The organism is Paraburkholderia sp. GAS199 (assembly GCF_050436585.1).
GTDB lineage: Bacteria > Pseudomonadota > Gammaproteobacteria > Burkholderiales > Burkholderiaceae > Paraburkholderia.
The window spans coordinates 246,920-263,168 of sequence record NZ_JBNDMM010000009.1 but is presented as its reverse complement, the minus strand read 5'-3'; the positions used below and the strand labels follow the sequence as shown (position 1 = coordinate 263,168).

14 protein-coding genes are annotated in these 16,249 nt (G+C 64.8%); 5 read left to right on the top strand and 9 right to left on the bottom strand.

Annotated features, from left to right (window positions below):
• The first annotated feature begins 246 nt into the window (after positions 1 to 246).
• Together P3T18_RS30405 and P3T18_RS30400 are read left to right on the top strand one after the other, a co-directional pair.
• The gene (locus P3T18_RS30405; RefSeq protein ID WP_429303658.1) at positions 247 to 1,224 is read left to right on the top strand and encodes a LysR family transcriptional regulator; all 978 of its coding nucleotides are present in this window, start codon (positions 247 to 249) and stop codon (positions 1,222 to 1,224) included.
• Positions 1,225 to 1,364: 140 nt separating this feature from the next.
• The gene (locus P3T18_RS30400) at positions 1,365 to 1,754 is read left to right on the top strand and encodes a hypothetical protein (RefSeq protein WP_429303657.1); all 390 of its coding nucleotides are present in this window, start codon (positions 1,365 to 1,367) and stop codon (positions 1,752 to 1,754) included.
• A gap of 13 nt (positions 1,755 to 1,767) precedes the next feature.
• On the opposite strand, the gene P3T18_RS30395 is transcribed toward P3T18_RS30400, so the two are convergent.
• Both P3T18_RS30395 and P3T18_RS30390 read right to left on the bottom strand, forming a co-directional pair.
• Positions 1,768 to 2,889, bottom strand: a complete 1,122-nt coding sequence (locus P3T18_RS30395; RefSeq protein ID WP_429303656.1) for a linear amide C-N hydrolase — start codon at positions 2,887 to 2,889, stop codon at positions 1,768 to 1,770.
• Positions 2,890 to 2,959: 70 nt separating this feature from the next.
• Positions 2,960 to 3,253 (bottom strand): DUF1330 domain-containing protein, encoded by a 294-nt coding sequence (locus P3T18_RS30390; protein ID WP_429303655.1) that lies wholly within the window; start codon positions 3,251 to 3,253, stop codon positions 2,960 to 2,962.
• A 233-nt stretch (positions 3,254 to 3,486) separates the two neighbouring features.
• Between P3T18_RS30390 and P3T18_RS30385 the strand changes: the two genes are divergently transcribed.
• Entirely contained in the window at positions 3,487 to 4,656 is a 1,170-nt protein-coding gene (locus tag P3T18_RS30385) for a glycosyltransferase family 9 protein (RefSeq protein WP_429303654.1), read from the top strand.
• A 40-nt stretch (positions 4,657 to 4,696) separates the two neighbouring features.
• Here P3T18_RS30385 and P3T18_RS30380 read toward each other — a convergent pair whose 3' ends face one another.
• Entirely contained in the window at positions 4,697 to 5,761 is a 1,065-nt protein-coding gene (locus P3T18_RS30380) for a HoxN/HupN/NixA family nickel/cobalt transporter (protein ID WP_429303653.1), read from the bottom strand.
• A gap of 214 nt (positions 5,762 to 5,975) precedes the next feature.
• On the opposite strand from P3T18_RS30380, the gene P3T18_RS30375 reads away from it, so the two are divergent.
• Both P3T18_RS30375 and P3T18_RS30370 read left to right on the top strand, forming a co-directional pair.
• Positions 5,976 to 6,716, top strand: coding sequence for a response regulator (locus P3T18_RS30375; protein ID WP_429303652.1), 741 nt, complete (start codon positions 5,976 to 5,978; stop codon positions 6,714 to 6,716).
• Positions 6,713 to 8,032, top strand: coding sequence for an ATP-binding protein (locus P3T18_RS30370; RefSeq protein ID WP_429303651.1), 1,320 nt, complete (start codon positions 6,713 to 6,715; stop codon positions 8,030 to 8,032). Before P3T18_RS30375 ends, P3T18_RS30370 begins: the two co-directional genes overlap by 4 nt.
• Positions 8,033 to 8,054: 22 nt before the next feature.
• Here P3T18_RS30370 and P3T18_RS30365 read toward each other — a convergent pair whose 3' ends face one another.
• The 6 genes from P3T18_RS30365 to P3T18_RS30340 all read right to left on the bottom strand — a co-directional run bounded on the left by P3T18_RS30365 (position 8,055) and on the right by P3T18_RS30340 (position 16,221).
• Positions 8,055 to 8,768 (bottom strand): hypothetical protein, encoded by a 714-nt coding sequence (locus tag P3T18_RS30365; RefSeq protein WP_429303650.1) that lies wholly within the window; start codon positions 8,766 to 8,768, stop codon positions 8,055 to 8,057.
• A gap of 413 nt (positions 8,769 to 9,181) precedes the next feature.
• Positions 9,182 to 10,150 (bottom strand): D-2-hydroxyacid dehydrogenase, encoded by a 969-nt coding sequence (locus P3T18_RS30360; protein WP_429303649.1) that lies wholly within the window; start codon positions 10,148 to 10,150, stop codon positions 9,182 to 9,184.
• A 2-nt stretch (positions 10,151 to 10,152) separates the two neighbouring features.
• Positions 10,153 to 12,231 carry a transketolase gene (gene tkt / locus P3T18_RS30355; RefSeq protein ID WP_429303648.1) on the bottom strand — a complete coding sequence of 693 codons (2,079 nt, stop codon included), beginning with the start codon at positions 12,229 to 12,231 and terminating at the stop codon, positions 10,153 to 10,155.
• 129 nt (positions 12,232 to 12,360) lie between these two features.
• Positions 12,361 to 14,220 (bottom strand): TRAP transporter large permease subunit, encoded by a 1,860-nt coding sequence (locus tag P3T18_RS30350; protein WP_429303647.1) that lies wholly within the window; start codon positions 14,218 to 14,220, stop codon positions 12,361 to 12,363.
• A gap of 4 nt (positions 14,221 to 14,224) precedes the next feature.
• The gene (locus P3T18_RS30345; RefSeq protein WP_429303646.1) at positions 14,225 to 15,268 is read right to left on the bottom strand and encodes a TRAP transporter substrate-binding protein; all 1,044 of its coding nucleotides are present in this window, start codon (positions 15,266 to 15,268) and stop codon (positions 14,225 to 14,227) included.
• Between the two features lie 188 nt (positions 15,269 to 15,456).
• Positions 15,457 to 16,221: an SDR family NAD(P)-dependent oxidoreductase gene (locus P3T18_RS30340; RefSeq protein WP_429303645.1), complete on the bottom strand. Its 765-nt coding sequence runs from the start codon at positions 16,219 to 16,221 to the stop codon at positions 15,457 to 15,459.
• Positions 16,222 to 16,249 lie beyond the last annotated feature (28 nt).

Sequence of the window (16,249 nt, the reverse complement as noted above, 5' to 3'; positions counted from 1 at the left end):
TCGCCGTGCTGCCCGGCGTTGTGCCGGCAGTGAAGCGCCCATGGTCGGCCAGATGGAATGCACACACACCTTGCACTCACGAAAACCCTTACTTTTTGCGTCGCGAGGCACCTGAATAAAGTAGTTGCGCGAGCAGCAAGTCTGAGGGCATGCTGCGCGAGAACGGCAATCAGCGAAAGTTAAAACATTTTATGGTTTGTATTAGGCATCCCTAATATATGGTTTGCCCTGACAGGGTATTGGCTCATGAGAAACGCGACGCTGCGCCAGCTGAAGATCTTCGAGACAGTAGCTCGTCACCTGAGCTTTTCTCGCGCTGCCGAAGAGCTGTACCTCACGCAGCCCGCCGTTTCCACGCAGGTCAAGCAACTCGAGGAGCACGCGGGCATCGCGCTCTTCGAACAACTCGGCAAAAAGATTTATCTCACGCCTGCCGGTTCGGAAATGCTGCACTACGCGCGGACCATCATCGACCAGTTCCGTCAGATGGACGGTGCGATGGACCGCTTGCAGGGCATCGCGGGCGGTCAGCTGAATGTCGCCGTGATTAGCGCGGGTGACTATTTTTTCCCGCGTCTGCTTGGCGAATTCGCGCGCCGCAATGAAGGCGTGCGGCTCAATCTCGCAGTGCACAATCGCGAGGAACTGCTTCACCAGTTGGCGCACAACCTCACCGACCTCGCGATCATGGTGCGGCCGCCGCACGATCTCGACACGCTCAACGAATCGTTCGCGCCTCATCCTTATGTGATCGTGGCGCCGCCGGGTCACGCGCTGGTCGGCAAGAAGCGCATCACGCTTTCCGCGCTGGCGGAGGAACCGTTCATCGTGCGCGAGAAGGGTTCGGACACGTGGCATTCGATGCAGGACGGTTTCGCCGGCAACCTGGGCCGCCTGAACATCGCGATGGAAATTCGCAGCACGGAGACGATCAAGCAGGCGGTGATCGCGGGCATGGGTATCGCGTTTCTGTCGGCGCACACCATCAGCCTCGAATTGCAGGTTGGCAATCTTGCCGTGCTCGACGTGGTGGGTTTTCCGCTGATGCTCGACTGGTACGTGGTGCATCGCAAGAACAAGCGTCTGCCGCCGACTGCGCTGGCGTTCAAGCAGTTTCTGATCAACGAGGGCGCCGCCCAGATTGCGGCGATCACGCAGATCGACGCCGATCACCTGCACGAGCAGCACGGCCGGCACGAACGCGCGGCGAGAACGACAGCCTGAGCGCCACGCGCGGCGGCCGCCACGCAGTCGCGATGGCACGTATAACCAAAGCGCTATCGTTTTTCACAATAACTTTAACTGTTGCTAATCCATCGTCGCTTCTATTCTTGGTCCATGCCATCTGCCTCAAGGAGACGACCATGAACCTCGACCCAAGCGACGCCTTCGATCCTGCCCACCGCGCGGAAATCGAAGCGCAACTGTGCGCCTACAACGCCGCGTTCGACGAACTCGGCCTGCGTTTCCGCTGGGACGCCGGCACGCTCGTTTCGCTGGTGACGATCGATGGAGAACAGGCGCGGATCGCCGCTTACATCGAAACCCATCACGCCCATCTGTTGAACGCCTACAGCGCGGAATTTCTGAGCGCCGCGATTCTGGCGAAGAAAAACGCGCGCTATCCGGCGTGTCTGAATCTGCGCGTCGGGAGCGCGTCGCCAGTCAGCCGCACGGCGCGTCAAGCCTCGGTGGGCGGCCGCGAGTCGCACGCAGCATACGGCGTGGAATTGCCGGCGCTGGCCGGCGTCTGACACGCGCGCGGCATCAGGTACCGGGCGCGGGCGCCGGCGGCGGCGCCGGCATGAATCTGAACGAAGGGGTCGGCACGAACGACGCCGACACTTCGCCGGAATAAACCTGACCGCTGTCGATAGACAGCTTCATCACGGGCGCGCCCGGCTTCAGGTTCAGTTTGCCGAGCGCCACCCAGAAGGTGTCGGGTCGCGTGGACGAGTCGAAGTAGTAGATCAGGTTCTTCTGGTCGGAAACCGTCCGCCAGATGGTCGACGACAGATTCGGCTGGTCGGCCGAGCGAATGCCGAGCGGCACGCTCACCGAGCGCATCACGCTCATCACGCCGGCCACCGCCTGATAGGCGTACGACCGGTCCGGCACGCTGGCGATGTAGTTCGGATCGAGTTCCTTCGGAATCGCGTCCAGCAGGAAGGACGCCCGCACGAAACGATCCGCCGCGCGATTCGTGCCGGGCAGAAACGTGAGCCCGCCCACGCCTTTCCAGTAGGTGTCGAGCGCAAGCTGTTCGCTGTAGATCGGCGAATTGGTCATGACCTTGAACGCCGGGCTGTGATGAATCACGAGTTTGCCGTCGAGGTATTCGAGAATCGCCGAATCGCCGTGCGCGTCCGACAGCGACAGGTGGATGGTGAGCGGTTTGCCGTTGGGCAACGGCGGCGCGATGATCTGGAACGGTTCGCGCTGAAGCACCTCGACCGCTTCTTCGACGCTGGCGAAATTGTCGAGCGCGTATTGCGCCCACAGGCTGATGGAAAGTGGCGCGCGCCGCGCATCCGGCTTGCCGTAATCGGTTTCGGAGAGATAGAGCGCGTTGGCGACGAGACCGCGTTCGTTCATGCCGTCCACGCTGCCTATCTCGTAGCCCGAGACGATCACGCTGCCGTATTTCGACGTCCAGCGCGGCGAACGCGGACCGGCCGCGCCGTCGCGCTGGATGCCGGCCGGGAACACCCAGACATTCGAGCGCATGTCTTCGGACCAGTCCATCGACCGTCCGGTGATCACCTGACCGTCCGCGCCCGCGTACAGCACGCGCGTGCAGCTGAAGGCCATCGACGCGCCGAGCAGCGTCAGCGCGGCAAGCAGGCCGCCGAGCGCCCTGATCCCATGAATTGAACGAAGTCGAAACATGGCAGCTCCTCGCGGCGCACCGTGGCCAGCGTTTATCTGCGTGATGACGCGCCGCCCGGCGCGCCTTGCGTCATTCGAAGCCGCGTACGATGCGCAGATCGCGTTCGGCGCCGTCGCCCAGTGCGTTCAGCGCTTCCTTGTAGGCGTCGCTGTCGTAGGCGGCGAGCGCGGCTTCGTAAGACGGGAATTCGATCACGACGGTGCGTTGCTTCACGCCCTGCTCGCGCACTTCTTCGGCCGGACCGCGCACGATGAACTTGCCGCCGGCGGCCGCGATGGCGGGCGCCGCGAGCTGTGCGTAGGCTGCCAGCTTCGCCGCGTCTTTCGTCTCGCGGTACGCGGTCACCCAATATCCCTTGCTCATTCGAATCTCCTGGTTGTAAGCGGACACGGGCAATACGCCCTCGCCGCGTTGAAAGCACGTCGCGGGAATTATGTCACGCGCGCGCCGCTTCGCACGATGGCGGAATCGGACAGCCCCACCGCCCCGGCACTGTACGCCTCGCCACATTTGCGCCGCGGGTTGCGTTGCACAATCGTGACTGGAACGTCGCGTCGCGCCGCCGCTTACTTCACGCCAGTTCGGAGCATCAAACGATGGGTTGGAAAAGCCTGCTGATCGAATCGCCGGCCTGGCTGTTGGGCCGCTTCTACCCGCCGCGGTTCGACCCGCATCGCGGCACGCCGCGCGATATTCTCGTGCTGCGGCCCAACGATTTCGGCGAACTGCTCACCACCACGCCGCTCTTCGAAGCGCTGCGCAAGCGCTTCCCGACCACGCGCCTCGTCGCCGGCATCGGCAGCTGGGGCCGTCCGATTCTCGAGAACAATCCTTATGTCGACGAAGTGGTCGATATCGACGCGCCCTGGAACAACAAGCTGGTCGCGGACCGCTCGCATGGCAACGTGCTGCGCTTCCTGTCGGGTTCGCCGCAAGTGGCGGCGCTACGCGCGCGCGGCGGCTTCGATGTCGGCATCGACGTGCTCGGCAGTTACATGGGCGCGATGCTGCTGATGCGCGCGGGCGCGCGCTATCGCATCGGCGTGCGCGGCTATCGCGGCGGCTGGAGCGGCTGTCAGGAATACATCGAATTCGCGCGCCGGCAATCCGGTCGCGCTGCCCTGGCTCAAGGCGAATTGCTCGGCGTGACGGACCTGCCCGAAGCGCGTCCGCAACTCTTCCTGACCGACGAAGAACGCAGCCGCGCCGCCCAACTCTGGCGTTCAGCGGACGCGGGCCGCCGCATGGTGCGAATGGTGATCGGTGTCGGCGCGGGCGTGCCGACCAAGGCGTGGGATCCGCGCGAAGTGGGCGCGGCGCTCACGCAGGTCGCGCAAGCGGTCGCGGCCGACGGCGCCGCGTGCGATATGGTGATTGTCGGCAGCGAGGCGGACCGCGCGCGCGCCGCCGAGGCCGTGGCCGCCACCGGTGCGGCTGTGCCGGTGCGCTCGTTGGCAGGCGAATTGCCCATGCGCATCGTCTTTGCTCTCACCGAGGGCGCCGACGTCGTGCTGACCAACTCCACGATGCTGATGCACGTGGCCGCCGCGTTTCGTCGCCCAACGGTGGCCGTGCTCGGCGGCAGCATCACGCGTCCGCAGGTTCACGACGCTATCTGGGGTTATCCGCCGCCGTATCGCAGCATCGCGCCGGAGCAGTATGTAGAAGGTGACATGGCGCGCAACTGGCCGGCTCGCGACAAGGTCGTGCAGGCCATTCTGCAGGCGGTCGGCACGCAGCGGACGCACGCCGGCGCGGCTGGCTGAGCCCGGTTTGCCGGGGCATTGCGCCGCGTCGAGCCGGGGTTCAGGCCTGCGTGGACCCGACGTCCATCTCGTCGAACCGTTTCCACTTGTAAAGCGCCGCCGACACCAGCCAGCTCACCACGAACACGCCGACCACCACGTACCCGATCATCCCGAAGTTGTCGTTCAGACGGCCGATCAGGTCCCAGAAGCCGCCCGTGAGTTGCAAGCGGTCGGCGAGCAGGCCGAGCCCTTCGATACTGCCGACCAGCAACGCGACCACGACCGAAATCGTGGTGATCGTGATGTTGTAGTAGAGCTTGCGGATCGGCTTGACGAACGCCCAGCCGTAGGCGCCCAGCATCAGAATGCTGTCGGTGGTGTCGACCAGCGTCATGCCTGCCGTGAAGAGCGCGGGAAACACGAGAATCGACCAGATCGGCATACCCTGCGCCGCGCCCGCCGCGGAAATGCCGAGCAGGCCGACTTCGGTCGCGGTGTCGAAGCCGAGACCGAACAGGAAGCCCAGAAAGTACATGTGCCAGCTTTGCGTGACGAGGCGGAACAGCGGCCGGAAAATGCGCGCCAGCAGGCCACGGTCCGCGAGCAGCAGATCGAAATCTTCGTCGACGTAAGGCTCGCCGCGCCGCACGCGCCGGAATGCGCGAATCACCGAGCGCAGGATGACCAGGTTCATCAGCGCGATCGCGAACAGGAACAGCGTGGACACCAGCGTGCCGATCAGGCCGCCGATTTCCCGGAAGCCGGCCATGCGGGTTTGCAGCGCCATCGCCGTCGCGGCGATACCCACCGAGGCCAGCACCACGATGGTCGAATGCCCCAGCGAAAACGTGAGACCGACCGTGATCGGCCGCTTGCCGGCCTGCATCAGCTTGCGCGTGACGTTGTCGATCGCGGCGATGTGGTCTGCGTCTACGGCGTGCCGCAGACCGAGCGAATAAGCCAGCAGACTCGTGCCCATCAGCAGCGGATAATGATGGAAGGCCGCGAAGGCCCAGAGCCAGGCGCCGATATTGAATGCGATCAGAAGCAGATAGAGCCCGCCGATCTTGCGGCGCAGATCGCCCTGTTCGTCCCCAAACAATGCCCTGATCAGACCGGCCATCGAAACCCCTCGATAGATAAGGATGCGTCGCGGCGGCGGATCGCCTTCGACCTCGTACGGCCGACGATGATACCTTCCCCAAAAAAATCGCACCAATGCGGACGCCGCGGCGGGATCGTCATGCACCCGAACGCGCGCGCTGCGAGCCCGACGTTTACGGCATCATCATGGCCATACGAAAACCGGCTTGACCGTCCAGAGGATCGATTCATCGATGGAAACCCCCGACCACGTGCTGATCGTCGACGACGATCAGGGCATTCGTGAACTGATCGCCACCTACCTCGAAAAGAACGGCATGCGTGCCTCGCAGGCGGCCAACGGCCGGCAGATGCGCACGGTGCTGGAAAGCGGCGCGCCCGATCTGATCGTGCTGGATCTGATGATGCCCGGCGAAGACGGTCTGGTGCTCTGCCGCGAATTGCGCGCCGGCAAGTTCCGCGCGGTGCCGGTCGTGATGCTGACGGCGCGCGGCGAGGAAACCGACCGTATCGTCGGACTCGAAATGGGCGCCGACGACTACCTCTCCAAGCCCTTTGCCGTGCGCGAACTGCTGGCGCGCATCCGCTCCGTGCTGCGTCGCGCGCGCATGCTGCCACCCGGCATGCAGGTGACGGAAACCGCGCCGATGATCGCGTTCGGCGACTGGCGTCTCGACACCACGGCGCGGCATCTGCTCGACGCGCACGGCACGATGGTCGCGTTGAGCGGCGCGGAATACCGCCTGCTGCGCGTGTTCCTCGATCACCCGCAGCGCGTGCTGACGCGCGATCAACTGCTCAATCTCACCCAGGGACGTCAGGCCGACGCCTTCGACCGCTCCATCGACCTGCTGGTCAGCCGGCTGCGCCAACGTCTGCAGGACACCGCGCGCGAGCCGCGCTACATCAAGACGCTGCGTAACGAAGGCTATGTGTTCTCGTCCGCAGTCAGCATGATCGAAGGCACGCCATGAATCCGACGGCGCTGCTGCACGCGCCGCGCACGCTGTTTGCGCGGCTCGTTCTGATTCTGTTCGTCAGTCTTGCGCTGGTGCAATCGCTGTCGGTCTGGCTCACCCGGACCGAACGCGACCAGACCATGACCAACGTGATGATGGGCTACATCGAAAGCGAGGTCACCAGTTCCGTCGCGCTGCTCGATCACCTGCCGCCCGCCGAGCGCGCCGCGTGGCTGCCGCGACTCGCGCGGCGCACCTACACCTTCATTCTCGGACCCGGCGTAACCGGCGCGCCGCCCGACGTGGAACTCTCGGCGCGGGTCGCCCAGTCCATCGCGGACGGCATCGGCAAACGCTACGCGCTGACTGTGAATGCCGTGCCGGGCGATCCGGACCGACTGCAAGTGCATCTGCAACTGAGCGACGGCACGCCGCTCACCATCGACTATCACCCGGTGCCCAGCGCGCCGCTTTCGCCCTGGCTCTCGTGGGTGCTGGTATTGCAACTGGTGGTGCTGGTGGCGTGCTGCTGGCTGGCCGTGCGGCTCGCGACGCGGCCGCTCAGCCAGTTGGCGCGCGCCGCCGACACGCTCGGTCCCGATCTGCAGGCGGAGCGTCTGCCCGAAGACGGACCGGACGAAGTCGCGCGCGCGGCACGCGCATTCAATGCGATGCAGGACCGGATCAAGTCGTACATGACCGAGCGTCTGCAGATTCTCGCGTCGATCTCGCACGACCTGCAAACGCCGATCACCCGCATGCGGCTGCGTCTGGATGTACTCGACGACAGCGCGCAGGGCGCGAAGCTGCAACAGGATCTGCACGAAATGGAAACGATGGTGAAGGAAGGCGTCACCTATGCCCGCACCCTGCACGGCGCGAGCGAAGCGCCGTTGCGGATCGACCCCGACGCGCTGGTCGAAAGCCTCGTGTTCGATTACGTGGACGCGGGCAAAGACGTCTCGCTGAGCGGCCGTATCGGCGCGCAGATCGTCACGCGTCCACAGGCGTTGCGGCGCATCGTGGGCAATCTCGTCGACAACGCGCTGAAGTTCGGCGGCTCCGCCGAAATTGCCATCGCCGCCTCAGAGGCCGGTCAGATCACGCTCTCCGTGCTCGACCGGGGTCCGGGCATTCCCGCCGGATCGCTCGACGCGGTGTTCGAACCGTTCGTGCGGCTGGAAGAGTCGCGCAATCGCGGCACGGGCGGCACCGGACTCGGCCTCGCCATCGCACGGCAACTGGCGCTCGCCATCGACGCCACGCTGTCGCTGCACAACCGGCCCGACGGCGGTCTCGAAGCGCGGCTGGTGCTGAAACGCGCCGCCTAGCGCGAACTATTCAACGCAACGCTCACTTCGCGCCGGTCGGGTCCGGCGGCGGCAAGGCCGGATCGAGCCGCGCCGATTCCTTCACGAGCTGTTCCGTCATCGCGGAAGCGACAGGGTTGAAACGCGCACTGCTTCCCGGTCCCGACGGGTTCGACCCCGACCGCGCAGCCTGCAGAGACGTGTCGCTGTGCGCCGCGGGTTGATACGCGTCGACGTGGTTCATCGGCTCGGGCGGCGGCAAATCCGGATCGAGTTTCGCGGACTCCTTCACCAGTTCGTCCGTCAACGCGGCCGCCACCGGATTCGAGCCGTGACGCGTCAAGCCGTCACGATGCACTTCGCCACGCGACGCCCAGCGTGATCCGTGCGCGGCATAGCTTTTTCCGTCGACGGAAGGCGGCGTGACGGGCACTTGCGCAGCCAGGCTCGCCGACGTGTCCGCCTGCGCCGCAACCGGCGCCACTACGACCGGCCGCGCGGTCGTCACCGGAATTGGCGGGACCGGCGCCGCCGGCGCATTGACAGTTTGCGCAGCGACCGCCACGGTGCCCACCGTCACATGACTATTGCCGAAGCGTGGATCGGTGGCGGCCATGACTTCGGCTGCATGCGTGGCGCCGTCACTGTCGCCGTCGCTTCCTGTCGAACGGCTGCTTTTGTGCAGCAACAGAAAAGCGCCGAAAATCAGTTCCACGACGAACACGGCCACGATCAAAGATGTGCGTACATTCCTCATATCAGCCAACGATGTGTCAGGCAAAGCGCGTGAATGGATGATGGCCGTGACGCATAAAAAAGGCGTCGAACGGCGGGGTTCGCAGTCTGAGCCTGCGATGAGCGATGGGGGACGTTCTGCGCGACCCGCGCATGTGACATTCCAGCGGCAGGGTCCGGCGAAGCAAACGTGCCGGACGCACTGGACATCGTGCGTATGCTAATGCGAAAAAAAGGTCTGTGCCGCAGGTCGCGGAGTGCGAAGAGAGAGGTACGAAAACTGCGGGCTTACCCGAGGCCCGCGGCCATTAAGGATTGCAGCGTGACGTGCCCGAACAAGCCGGGCGAGATACAGAATATCTCGTCCGGTGTCGTCGATTTTTTGTCGGCAGCGAGCTAACTGTCGGCGTGTTTTCAATCAATCCATCAATCGGATCAATACGCGCCTTGCACCAGATTGGTCGGCGCGCCGTTCACATAATTCTCTATGTTGTCCATCAATTGATCGGCGAGACCTTGTTGCGCTTCGTCCGACGCCCACGCCACGTGCGGCGTGAGAATCACGTTCGGGCGACCGGCCGCGCGCAACAACGGACTATCCGACGGCGGCGGCTCACCGCCGGCGGTCACGTCGAAACCCGCGCCGCTGATCAGACCTTCGTCGAGCGCCTGCACCAGCGCCGTTTCGTCGACCAGACCGCCGCGCGCCGTGTTGATGATGAGCGGCTTCTTTTTCATCGCGCGGAATTCGGGCATTGCCAGCATATTGCGCGTGGCCGGCGTGAGCGGACTGTGCACGGTGATGATGTCGCTGGTTTCGAGCACTTCGCTCCACGGTGTGTAGAGCGGCCCGAGGCCGTCGCGCCCTTTGTGCGCGGCGAACACCGGTTGCATGCCGAACGCCTTGCCGATCTCCGCGACACGCTGCCCGAGCACGCCTTCGCCGATGATGCCAAGCCGCGCGCCGGCCAGATCGTGAATTGCATGCGTGAAGAAACAGAACTGTCCGGACTTCTGCCACTCGCCGGCGAGCACGTCGTCGCGATACGCGATCAGGTTGCGTCGTAGCGCGAGAATCAGCGCGAAGGTGTGTTCCGGCACCGTGTTGATGGCGTAGCCGCGAATATTGCACACGGCAATGCCGAGTTGCTGGCACGCCGCCTTGTCGACGCAATCGGTGCCGGTGGCCGCCACCGCCACCAGCTTCAGATCGGGCAAGCGCTCCAGCGTCTCGCGCGTGAGCGCGACCTTGTTGGTGATGACGATCGAAACGCCCGCGAGTCGCGTGCTCACCTGCTCCGGCGTGGTGTTCTCGTACTCGATCAACTGATGCTCGAAACGCGGTTCGCGCAGGACGATTTGCGGCGCGAGCGTGGCGCGGTCGAGAAAAGCAATCTTATGCATGGTCATGTCCCCGTGTTCGACAACAGCCGCTTCGCTTCGGCCACGATCTGCCGAGCGGTGATGCCGAAGTGTTCATATAAGGTTTCCGCCGACGCCGACGCGCCGAAGCCCGTCATCCCGACGAAGCCGCCGCGCTCGCCCAGATAGCGGTCCCAGCCGAAGCGCAACGCCGCTTCCACGCCGACGCGCACCGTGTTCGCGCCGAGCACGGCGGCGCGATAGGCGGCATCCTGCTCGTCGAAGATTTCCCAGCACGGCATCGACACCACCGCAGTCGGAATGCCGTCTTCCTGCAAACGGCGTCGCGCCTCGACCGCCAGCGCGACCTCGGAACCGGTCGCGAGCAAGGTCACGGCGCGCGCGCCGCCGTCGGCTTCGGCGAGCACGTACGCGCCGCGCTGCGACAGCGATTCCGTGGTGTGCTCGCGCCGCACCGGCGGCAACGCCTGGCGCGCGAACACGAGCGTGCTCGGCCCGCTGCGATGTGACAGCGCGAGCGCCCAGCATTCGGCGGCTTCCACGGCGTCGGCGGGACGCAGCACGAGCATGTTCGGCATGGCGCGCAGCGAAGCGAGAATTTCCACCGGCTGATGCGTCGGGCCGTTCTTGCCGACACCGATCGAGTCGTGACTGAACACGTAATGCACCGGCAGACCCATCAGGGCGGCCATCCGCATGGCGGGGCGCTGGTAATCGGAGAACGCCAGATACGTGACGCTGGTCGCGATCACGCCGCCGTGCGCGGCCATGCCGTTGGCCATCGCGCCCATTACGTGCTCGCGCACGCCGCAGTGGACGTAAGCGCCGCTGCGGTCGTCGGCGGTGAAAGCGTGCAGCTGACGCTTGTGCGCCGTGGGTGCTTCGAGATCGGCGCATCCGATCATGCGTTCCGGCAGCAACGGCGCGAACAGATCGCTGATCTCGCCCGACACGGCGATGCCGGGTTGCGGTTCGTCGCGCTCCACGGCGCGTTGCCGGTAAGCGTCGAGTATGTCGCGCCAGCCATCGGGCAGGCGGCCCGACATGACGCGGTCGAATTCGGCGCGCTGCGCCGGCGGCAAGGCGGCCAGCCGTGCGTGCCACGCGTTGTAGTCCGCGTTGCTGCGACGGCCCGCTTCGCGCCACGCGTCGAGTGTGGCGGCGGGAATCTCGAACGGCGCATGCGGCCAGCCGAGTTCCGCACGCGCGGCGTCGGCGTCCGTCTGAAACAGCTTGCCGCTGTGGCCGCCGCGTTGTCCCTGCAAGCGCGCGATGCCACGCCCGATCACCGTCTTGCACGCGATCATCGACGGACGCGGGTCCGAGCGTGCAATCGTCAAGGCCGCCGAGACCGCGTCGAGATCGTGACCGTCCACGTCGATCACATGCCAGCCGGCCACGCGGAATCGTTCGCTGACGTCTTCGCTGATGGAAAGCGAGGTGCTGCCGTCGTCGGTGATCTGATTGTCGTCCCAGCAGAGAATCAGTTTGCCGAGCCGCAGATGGCCGGCGAGCGAAATCATTTCCTGACCGATGCCTTCCTGAAGACAACCGTCGCCGACGAACGCATACGTGTAGTGGTCCACGAGTTCGCTGCCGAACTTCGCCGCCAGATACGCTTCGGCGATCGCCATGCCGAGCGCGTTGGCGATCCCCTGACCGAGCGGCCCTGTCGTCGCTTCGATGCCGTGCGCCGGCTCGTACTCGGGATGCCCCGCACAATGCGAACCGAGTTCGCGAAAACGCTTCAACTGATCGAGGCCGATCGCTTCGTAGCCGGTCAGATACAGCAGCGCATACAGCAGCAGCGAGCCGTGACCGTTGGACAGCACGAAGCGGTCGCGATCGGCCCAGGTCGGATCGGCGGGATTGAACTTCAGATGCCGCGTGAACAGCGCCGTCGCGATTTCGGCCATGCCGAGCGGCACGCCCTGATGACCTTCGCCCGCTTGCAGAATGGCGTCGATGGAAAGAAAGCGGATCGCGTCGGCGAGCGGCGGCTGCGCTGAATGCGCCGCCGCAGACGGTTCGTCCGCGCTGGACGATGCCGGTGAAACGGGCGAAACATTCGGCGCAACGGACTGCGCTTCGGTGGTGGACATGACAAAAGGCTCCTCTACGCCGCGCCGTTTTGCAGCGCAGCGGCAATCAGAACGAACAGGAATGCGGCGAACGAAACGTTCACGAGGCGGCAACCGGCAGAATCCACCACCTCGCGCACGACCGGCGAATCAATGCAGGAAACCGGTGGAAATCCACGGCACTGCGGCAACGATGATGAGACCGACCATCAGCGCGGCGATGTAGCCGAGAATCGGCTTCATGCCTTCGTCCGGATGGATGCGGCTCACGGCGCACGCCGAGTAGTAGCCCACGCCGAACGGCGGCGCGAACAGACCCACGCCCATCGAGAGGATCACCACCATCGCGTAATGCACGTCATGAATGTGCATGGCGCGCGCGATCGGGAACATCAGCGGGCCGAACAGCACGATGGCCGGAATGCCTTCGAGCACGCTGCCGAGAATCACGAATACGACGATGGACGCGGCCATGAACATCGCCGCGCCGCCGGGCAGACTGCCGAGCGTCTGCGCGAGTTGTCCCGAGAAGCCCGATTGCGTCAGCGCCCACGCCATGCTGGTCGCCGCGCCGATGATGAGCAGGATCGCGCCGGACAAGGTCGCGGTGTCGATCAGCATCGGCTTCAGGCGCGCCCATTCGAAGCGTCGATAGATCAGCAGACCCGCCACCACCGCGTAGGCGATGCCGATGGTCGACACTTCGGTGGCCGTCGCGATGCCTTCCACCACCGCCGCGCGAATCACGAACGGCAGCGCGATGGCGGGAAAGGCAATCACGAACTTGCGCAGAATCTCGCCGCGCGTCGCGCGCTTGACACCCGACATGTCTTCGCGGCGATAACGCCACTGCACGACGATGCACAACGTAAACGCCAGCACGATGCCCGGCAGCATGCCGCCGGTGAAGAGCGCGGAAATCGACACGCCCGTCACCGAACCGAGCGTGATCAGCACGAGGCTCGGCGGAATCGTTTCGGTCTGCGCGCCGGTGGCGGCCAGCAAGGCCACCAGATCGCCGGGTTTGGCGCCGCGCGCTTTCATTTCCGGGAACAGCACGGGCGCCACCGCTGCCATGTCGGCGGCCTTCGAACCCGAGATGCCCGACACCAGATACATCGCGCCGACCAGCACGTACGACAGCCCGCCGCGCACGTGACCCAGCAGGCTCGCGAGAAACGCGATCATCGCGGCGGCCATGCCGGTCATCTCGATCAGTTGTCCGAGAAACACGAAGAGCGGCACCGACAGCAGGATCAGATGCGACATGCCCTCGTCCATGCGTCCCACGACCACCGGCATCGGCGTATTGGTGGTGAGCGCGAGATAGCCGAACGTCGCGAGACCGAACGAAAACGCGATCGGCACGCCGCTCAGCACACCGAGCGCCACGAGGCCGACGAAGAAGATCAGCAGGTTGATGTTGCCGAGGTCGCGCAGCAACGGTCCCAGCGCGACAAAGATGCCGACCAGCGCGCCGACCGTGGCGAGCGCGCCGAGCGTGAGCCGCCAGTTGCCCATGCGCGCGAGCCGCACCACGGCGACCAGTAGCATCAGCGCCGAGCCGACCGGCAGCGCCGCCGCGCGCCACGAGTTCGACAACTCCAGCGCGGGCGTCGTGATGAACGCTTCATCCTGCGCGAAGCTGATGGCCGGTCCGATCACCATCGCCAGGAACGCGATCGGCGCGGCGATCGCGACCACGTCGAGAAAGGCGCGCACACCCGGCGACGCCATGCCGACCAGCGCCGTCATTCGCATATGCTCGCCGCGCCGCAGTGCGATCACGGCGCCCAGCATGGCAAGCCACAAAAACAGCATCGACGCGAGTTCGTCGGACCAGACGAGCGGCGAGTGCAGCAGATAGCGGCTCGTCACGCCGGCCAGCAGCACGACGATTTCCGCGAGCACCAGCAAGGCGGCGGGAATCTCCACCAGGTGGCCCAACGCGGAATCGAGCGCACAGGCGAAGCGATGCTGCCGCTCGTGCGAATAGGAGATCGAGATCATCGCATTACCCCAGTTTTCCGACTGACTTCTCCAGCAGCCCCCACGCCTCGTCGCCGTACTTGGCTTTCCAGTCGTGATAGAAGCTCGTCTTGGCCAGCGCGCCACGGAACGCTTCGCGATCGACATCCACGAAAGTGATGCCCTTCGACTTCAGGTCGTCGCGCAACGACAGGCTCAGTTTGGCGATGTCCGCGCGTTGCAGCATCGCGGCCTTTTCGAACTCGCGCGTGACGATGGCGCGAATATCGGCCGGCAGACGCTCCCACGCGGCGCGATTGCCGAGAATCCAGTAACCGTCCCACACGTGCGAGGTCAGGCTGATGTACTTCTGCACTTCGTAGAGCTTGGCGGTCGCGATGATCGGCAGCGGATTTTCCTGCCCTTCCACCACGCCGGTTTGCAGCGCCGAGTACAACTCGTTGAAATTGATCGGCGCGGGACCGGCGTCGAGCGCCTTGAACAGCGAGGTCAGCATGGGCGCCTGCGGCACGCGGATCTTGAAGCCCTTCAGGTCGGCCGGCGCGCGCAAGGCCTTGGTGGACGAACTGATCTGGCGGAACCCGTTGTCCCACACCTTGCTCACCGACACGATGCCCGACTTCGTGATCTGCGCGCGGATGTAGTTGCCGAGATCGCCGTCCATGGCTTTCCAGACCGCGTCGTAGTCCTTGAATGCGAAGCCTGTATTGACGATGCCCGCAGCGGGCGTGAGCGTTGCCAGAATCGACGAGGCCTGGTTGAAGAATTCGACGCCGCCGTTGCGCACCTGCGAGAGCAGATCGGTGTCGGAGCCGAGCTGATTCTGCGGAAACAGCTTGATGTCGAGGCGGCCCTTGGTGGCGTCGCGAATCTGGTTGATCGCCTCCTGAGCGCGGATATTGACCGGATGCGTCGGGTCCTGGCCGGTCGCGAGCTTGTACGAAAATTCGGGCGCGGCCGTGGCGCTGCGCGAGATGCTCCACAAAGGCGCGGCCGCGGACAAGGTCGCGCCGGCCTTCAGAAAAGTGCGTCGGCTGATGCCCTTCGGGGCGTTGGGACCGGTAGTCATGGTGTCTTCCTCCAATATGGCGTGTCGTTATATTTCTTTGAAGCTGAACCGCGGCGGCTGCACGTGTCGCTCACCGCGGTCGTCTGTGCTCTACGACAAAATCTCTCAGGTTCCGCCTGGGTTTCGCCTGAGTTTCGCCTCGATGCAGCCCGGCCTCCCGCCGGGCTTGCGGTCGACGCGCGGCGAGATCAGCCGTGAATCAGCATGCCGCCGTTCACGTCGATCACCGCACCGGTGATGTACGAAGACAGATTCGACGCGAGGAACAGGAACGCGCCGGCCACGTCGTCGGGAACGCCCAGGCGATTGAGCGGAATGCCGGACAGAATCTCGACGCGTTTTTCGTCGCTGATCTTGCCCGCGTTGATGTCGGTCTGGATCAGCCCCGGCGTCACGCAATTGACGCGAATGCCGTCGTTGCCGAGTTCACGCGCCATCGCCTTGGCAAGTCCGAGCACGCCCGCTTTCGCCGCCGAATAATGCGGGCCGCCGAGAATGCCGCCGCCACGCTGCGCCGACACCGAGGACATACAGCCGATCGAACCGCCCTTCTGCTTCTTCATTTGCGGCACCACGGCTTGCGAGAGATACAGCACGCCACGCAGATTGACGTCGAGAATGCGGTCCCAGCTTTCTGCGTCGATATCGAGCAGCTTGACGGCCTGTGTGATACCCGCGTTGTTGATCAGGATGTCGATCGAACCGAAATCGGCGACCGTGCGTTCCACGGCGGCCTGACAGGCGCCGCGATCGGTGACGTTGCAGACGTAACCGCGATGCTCCGGTCCGATCGACGCCGCCGCTTCGACCGCGGCGTTTTCGTCGAGATCGAAAATGGCGATGCGTGCGCCGTGCGCGGCGAACATGCGGGCGGTCGCCATCCCGATACCGCGCGGCGATGCGCCGCCGGAAATGACGGCGACCTTGCCGTCGAGCAAACGTGACTCTGACATGATGCGGATCTCCTGGGTATAGAGCTTA

Coding starts and splice junctions, on each gene's coding strand:
- P3T18_RS30405 (WP_429303658.1), top strand. CDS start 247: ATGAGAAACGCGACGCTGCGCCAGCTGAAGATCTTCGAGACAGTAGCT.
- P3T18_RS30400 (WP_429303657.1), top strand. CDS start 1,365: ATGAACCTCGACCCAAGCGACGCCTTCGATCCTGCCCACCGCGCGGAA.
- P3T18_RS30395 (WP_429303656.1), bottom strand. CDS start 2,889: ATGTTTCGACTTCGTTCAATTCATGGGATCAGGGCGCTCGGCGGCCTG.
- P3T18_RS30390 (WP_429303655.1), bottom strand. CDS start 3,253: ATGAGCAAGGGATATTGGGTGACCGCGTACCGCGAGACGAAAGACGCG.
- P3T18_RS30385 (WP_429303654.1), top strand. CDS start 3,487: ATGGGTTGGAAAAGCCTGCTGATCGAATCGCCGGCCTGGCTGTTGGGC.
- P3T18_RS30380 (WP_429303653.1), bottom strand. CDS start 5,761: ATGGCCGGTCTGATCAGGGCATTGTTTGGGGACGAACAGGGCGATCTG.
- P3T18_RS30375 (WP_429303652.1), top strand. CDS start 5,976: ATGGAAACCCCCGACCACGTGCTGATCGTCGACGACGATCAGGGCATT.
- P3T18_RS30370 (WP_429303651.1), top strand. CDS start 6,713: ATGAATCCGACGGCGCTGCTGCACGCGCCGCGCACGCTGTTTGCGCGG.
- P3T18_RS30365 (WP_429303650.1), bottom strand. CDS start 8,768: ATGAGGAATGTACGCACATCTTTGATCGTGGCCGTGTTCGTCGTGGAA.
- P3T18_RS30360 (WP_429303649.1), bottom strand. CDS start 10,150: ATGCATAAGATTGCTTTTCTCGACCGCGCCACGCTCGCGCCGCAAATC.
- tkt (WP_429303648.1), bottom strand. CDS start 12,231: ATGTCCACCACCGAAGCGCAGTCCGTTGCGCCGAATGTTTCGCCCGTT.
- P3T18_RS30350 (WP_429303647.1), bottom strand. CDS start 14,220: ATGATCTCGATCTCCTATTCGCACGAGCGGCAGCATCGCTTCGCCTGT.
- P3T18_RS30345 (WP_429303646.1), bottom strand. CDS start 15,268: ATGACTACCGGTCCCAACGCCCCGAAGGGCATCAGCCGACGCACTTTT.
- P3T18_RS30340 (WP_429303645.1), bottom strand. CDS start 16,221: ATGTCAGAGTCACGTTTGCTCGACGGCAAGGTCGCCGTCATTTCCGGC.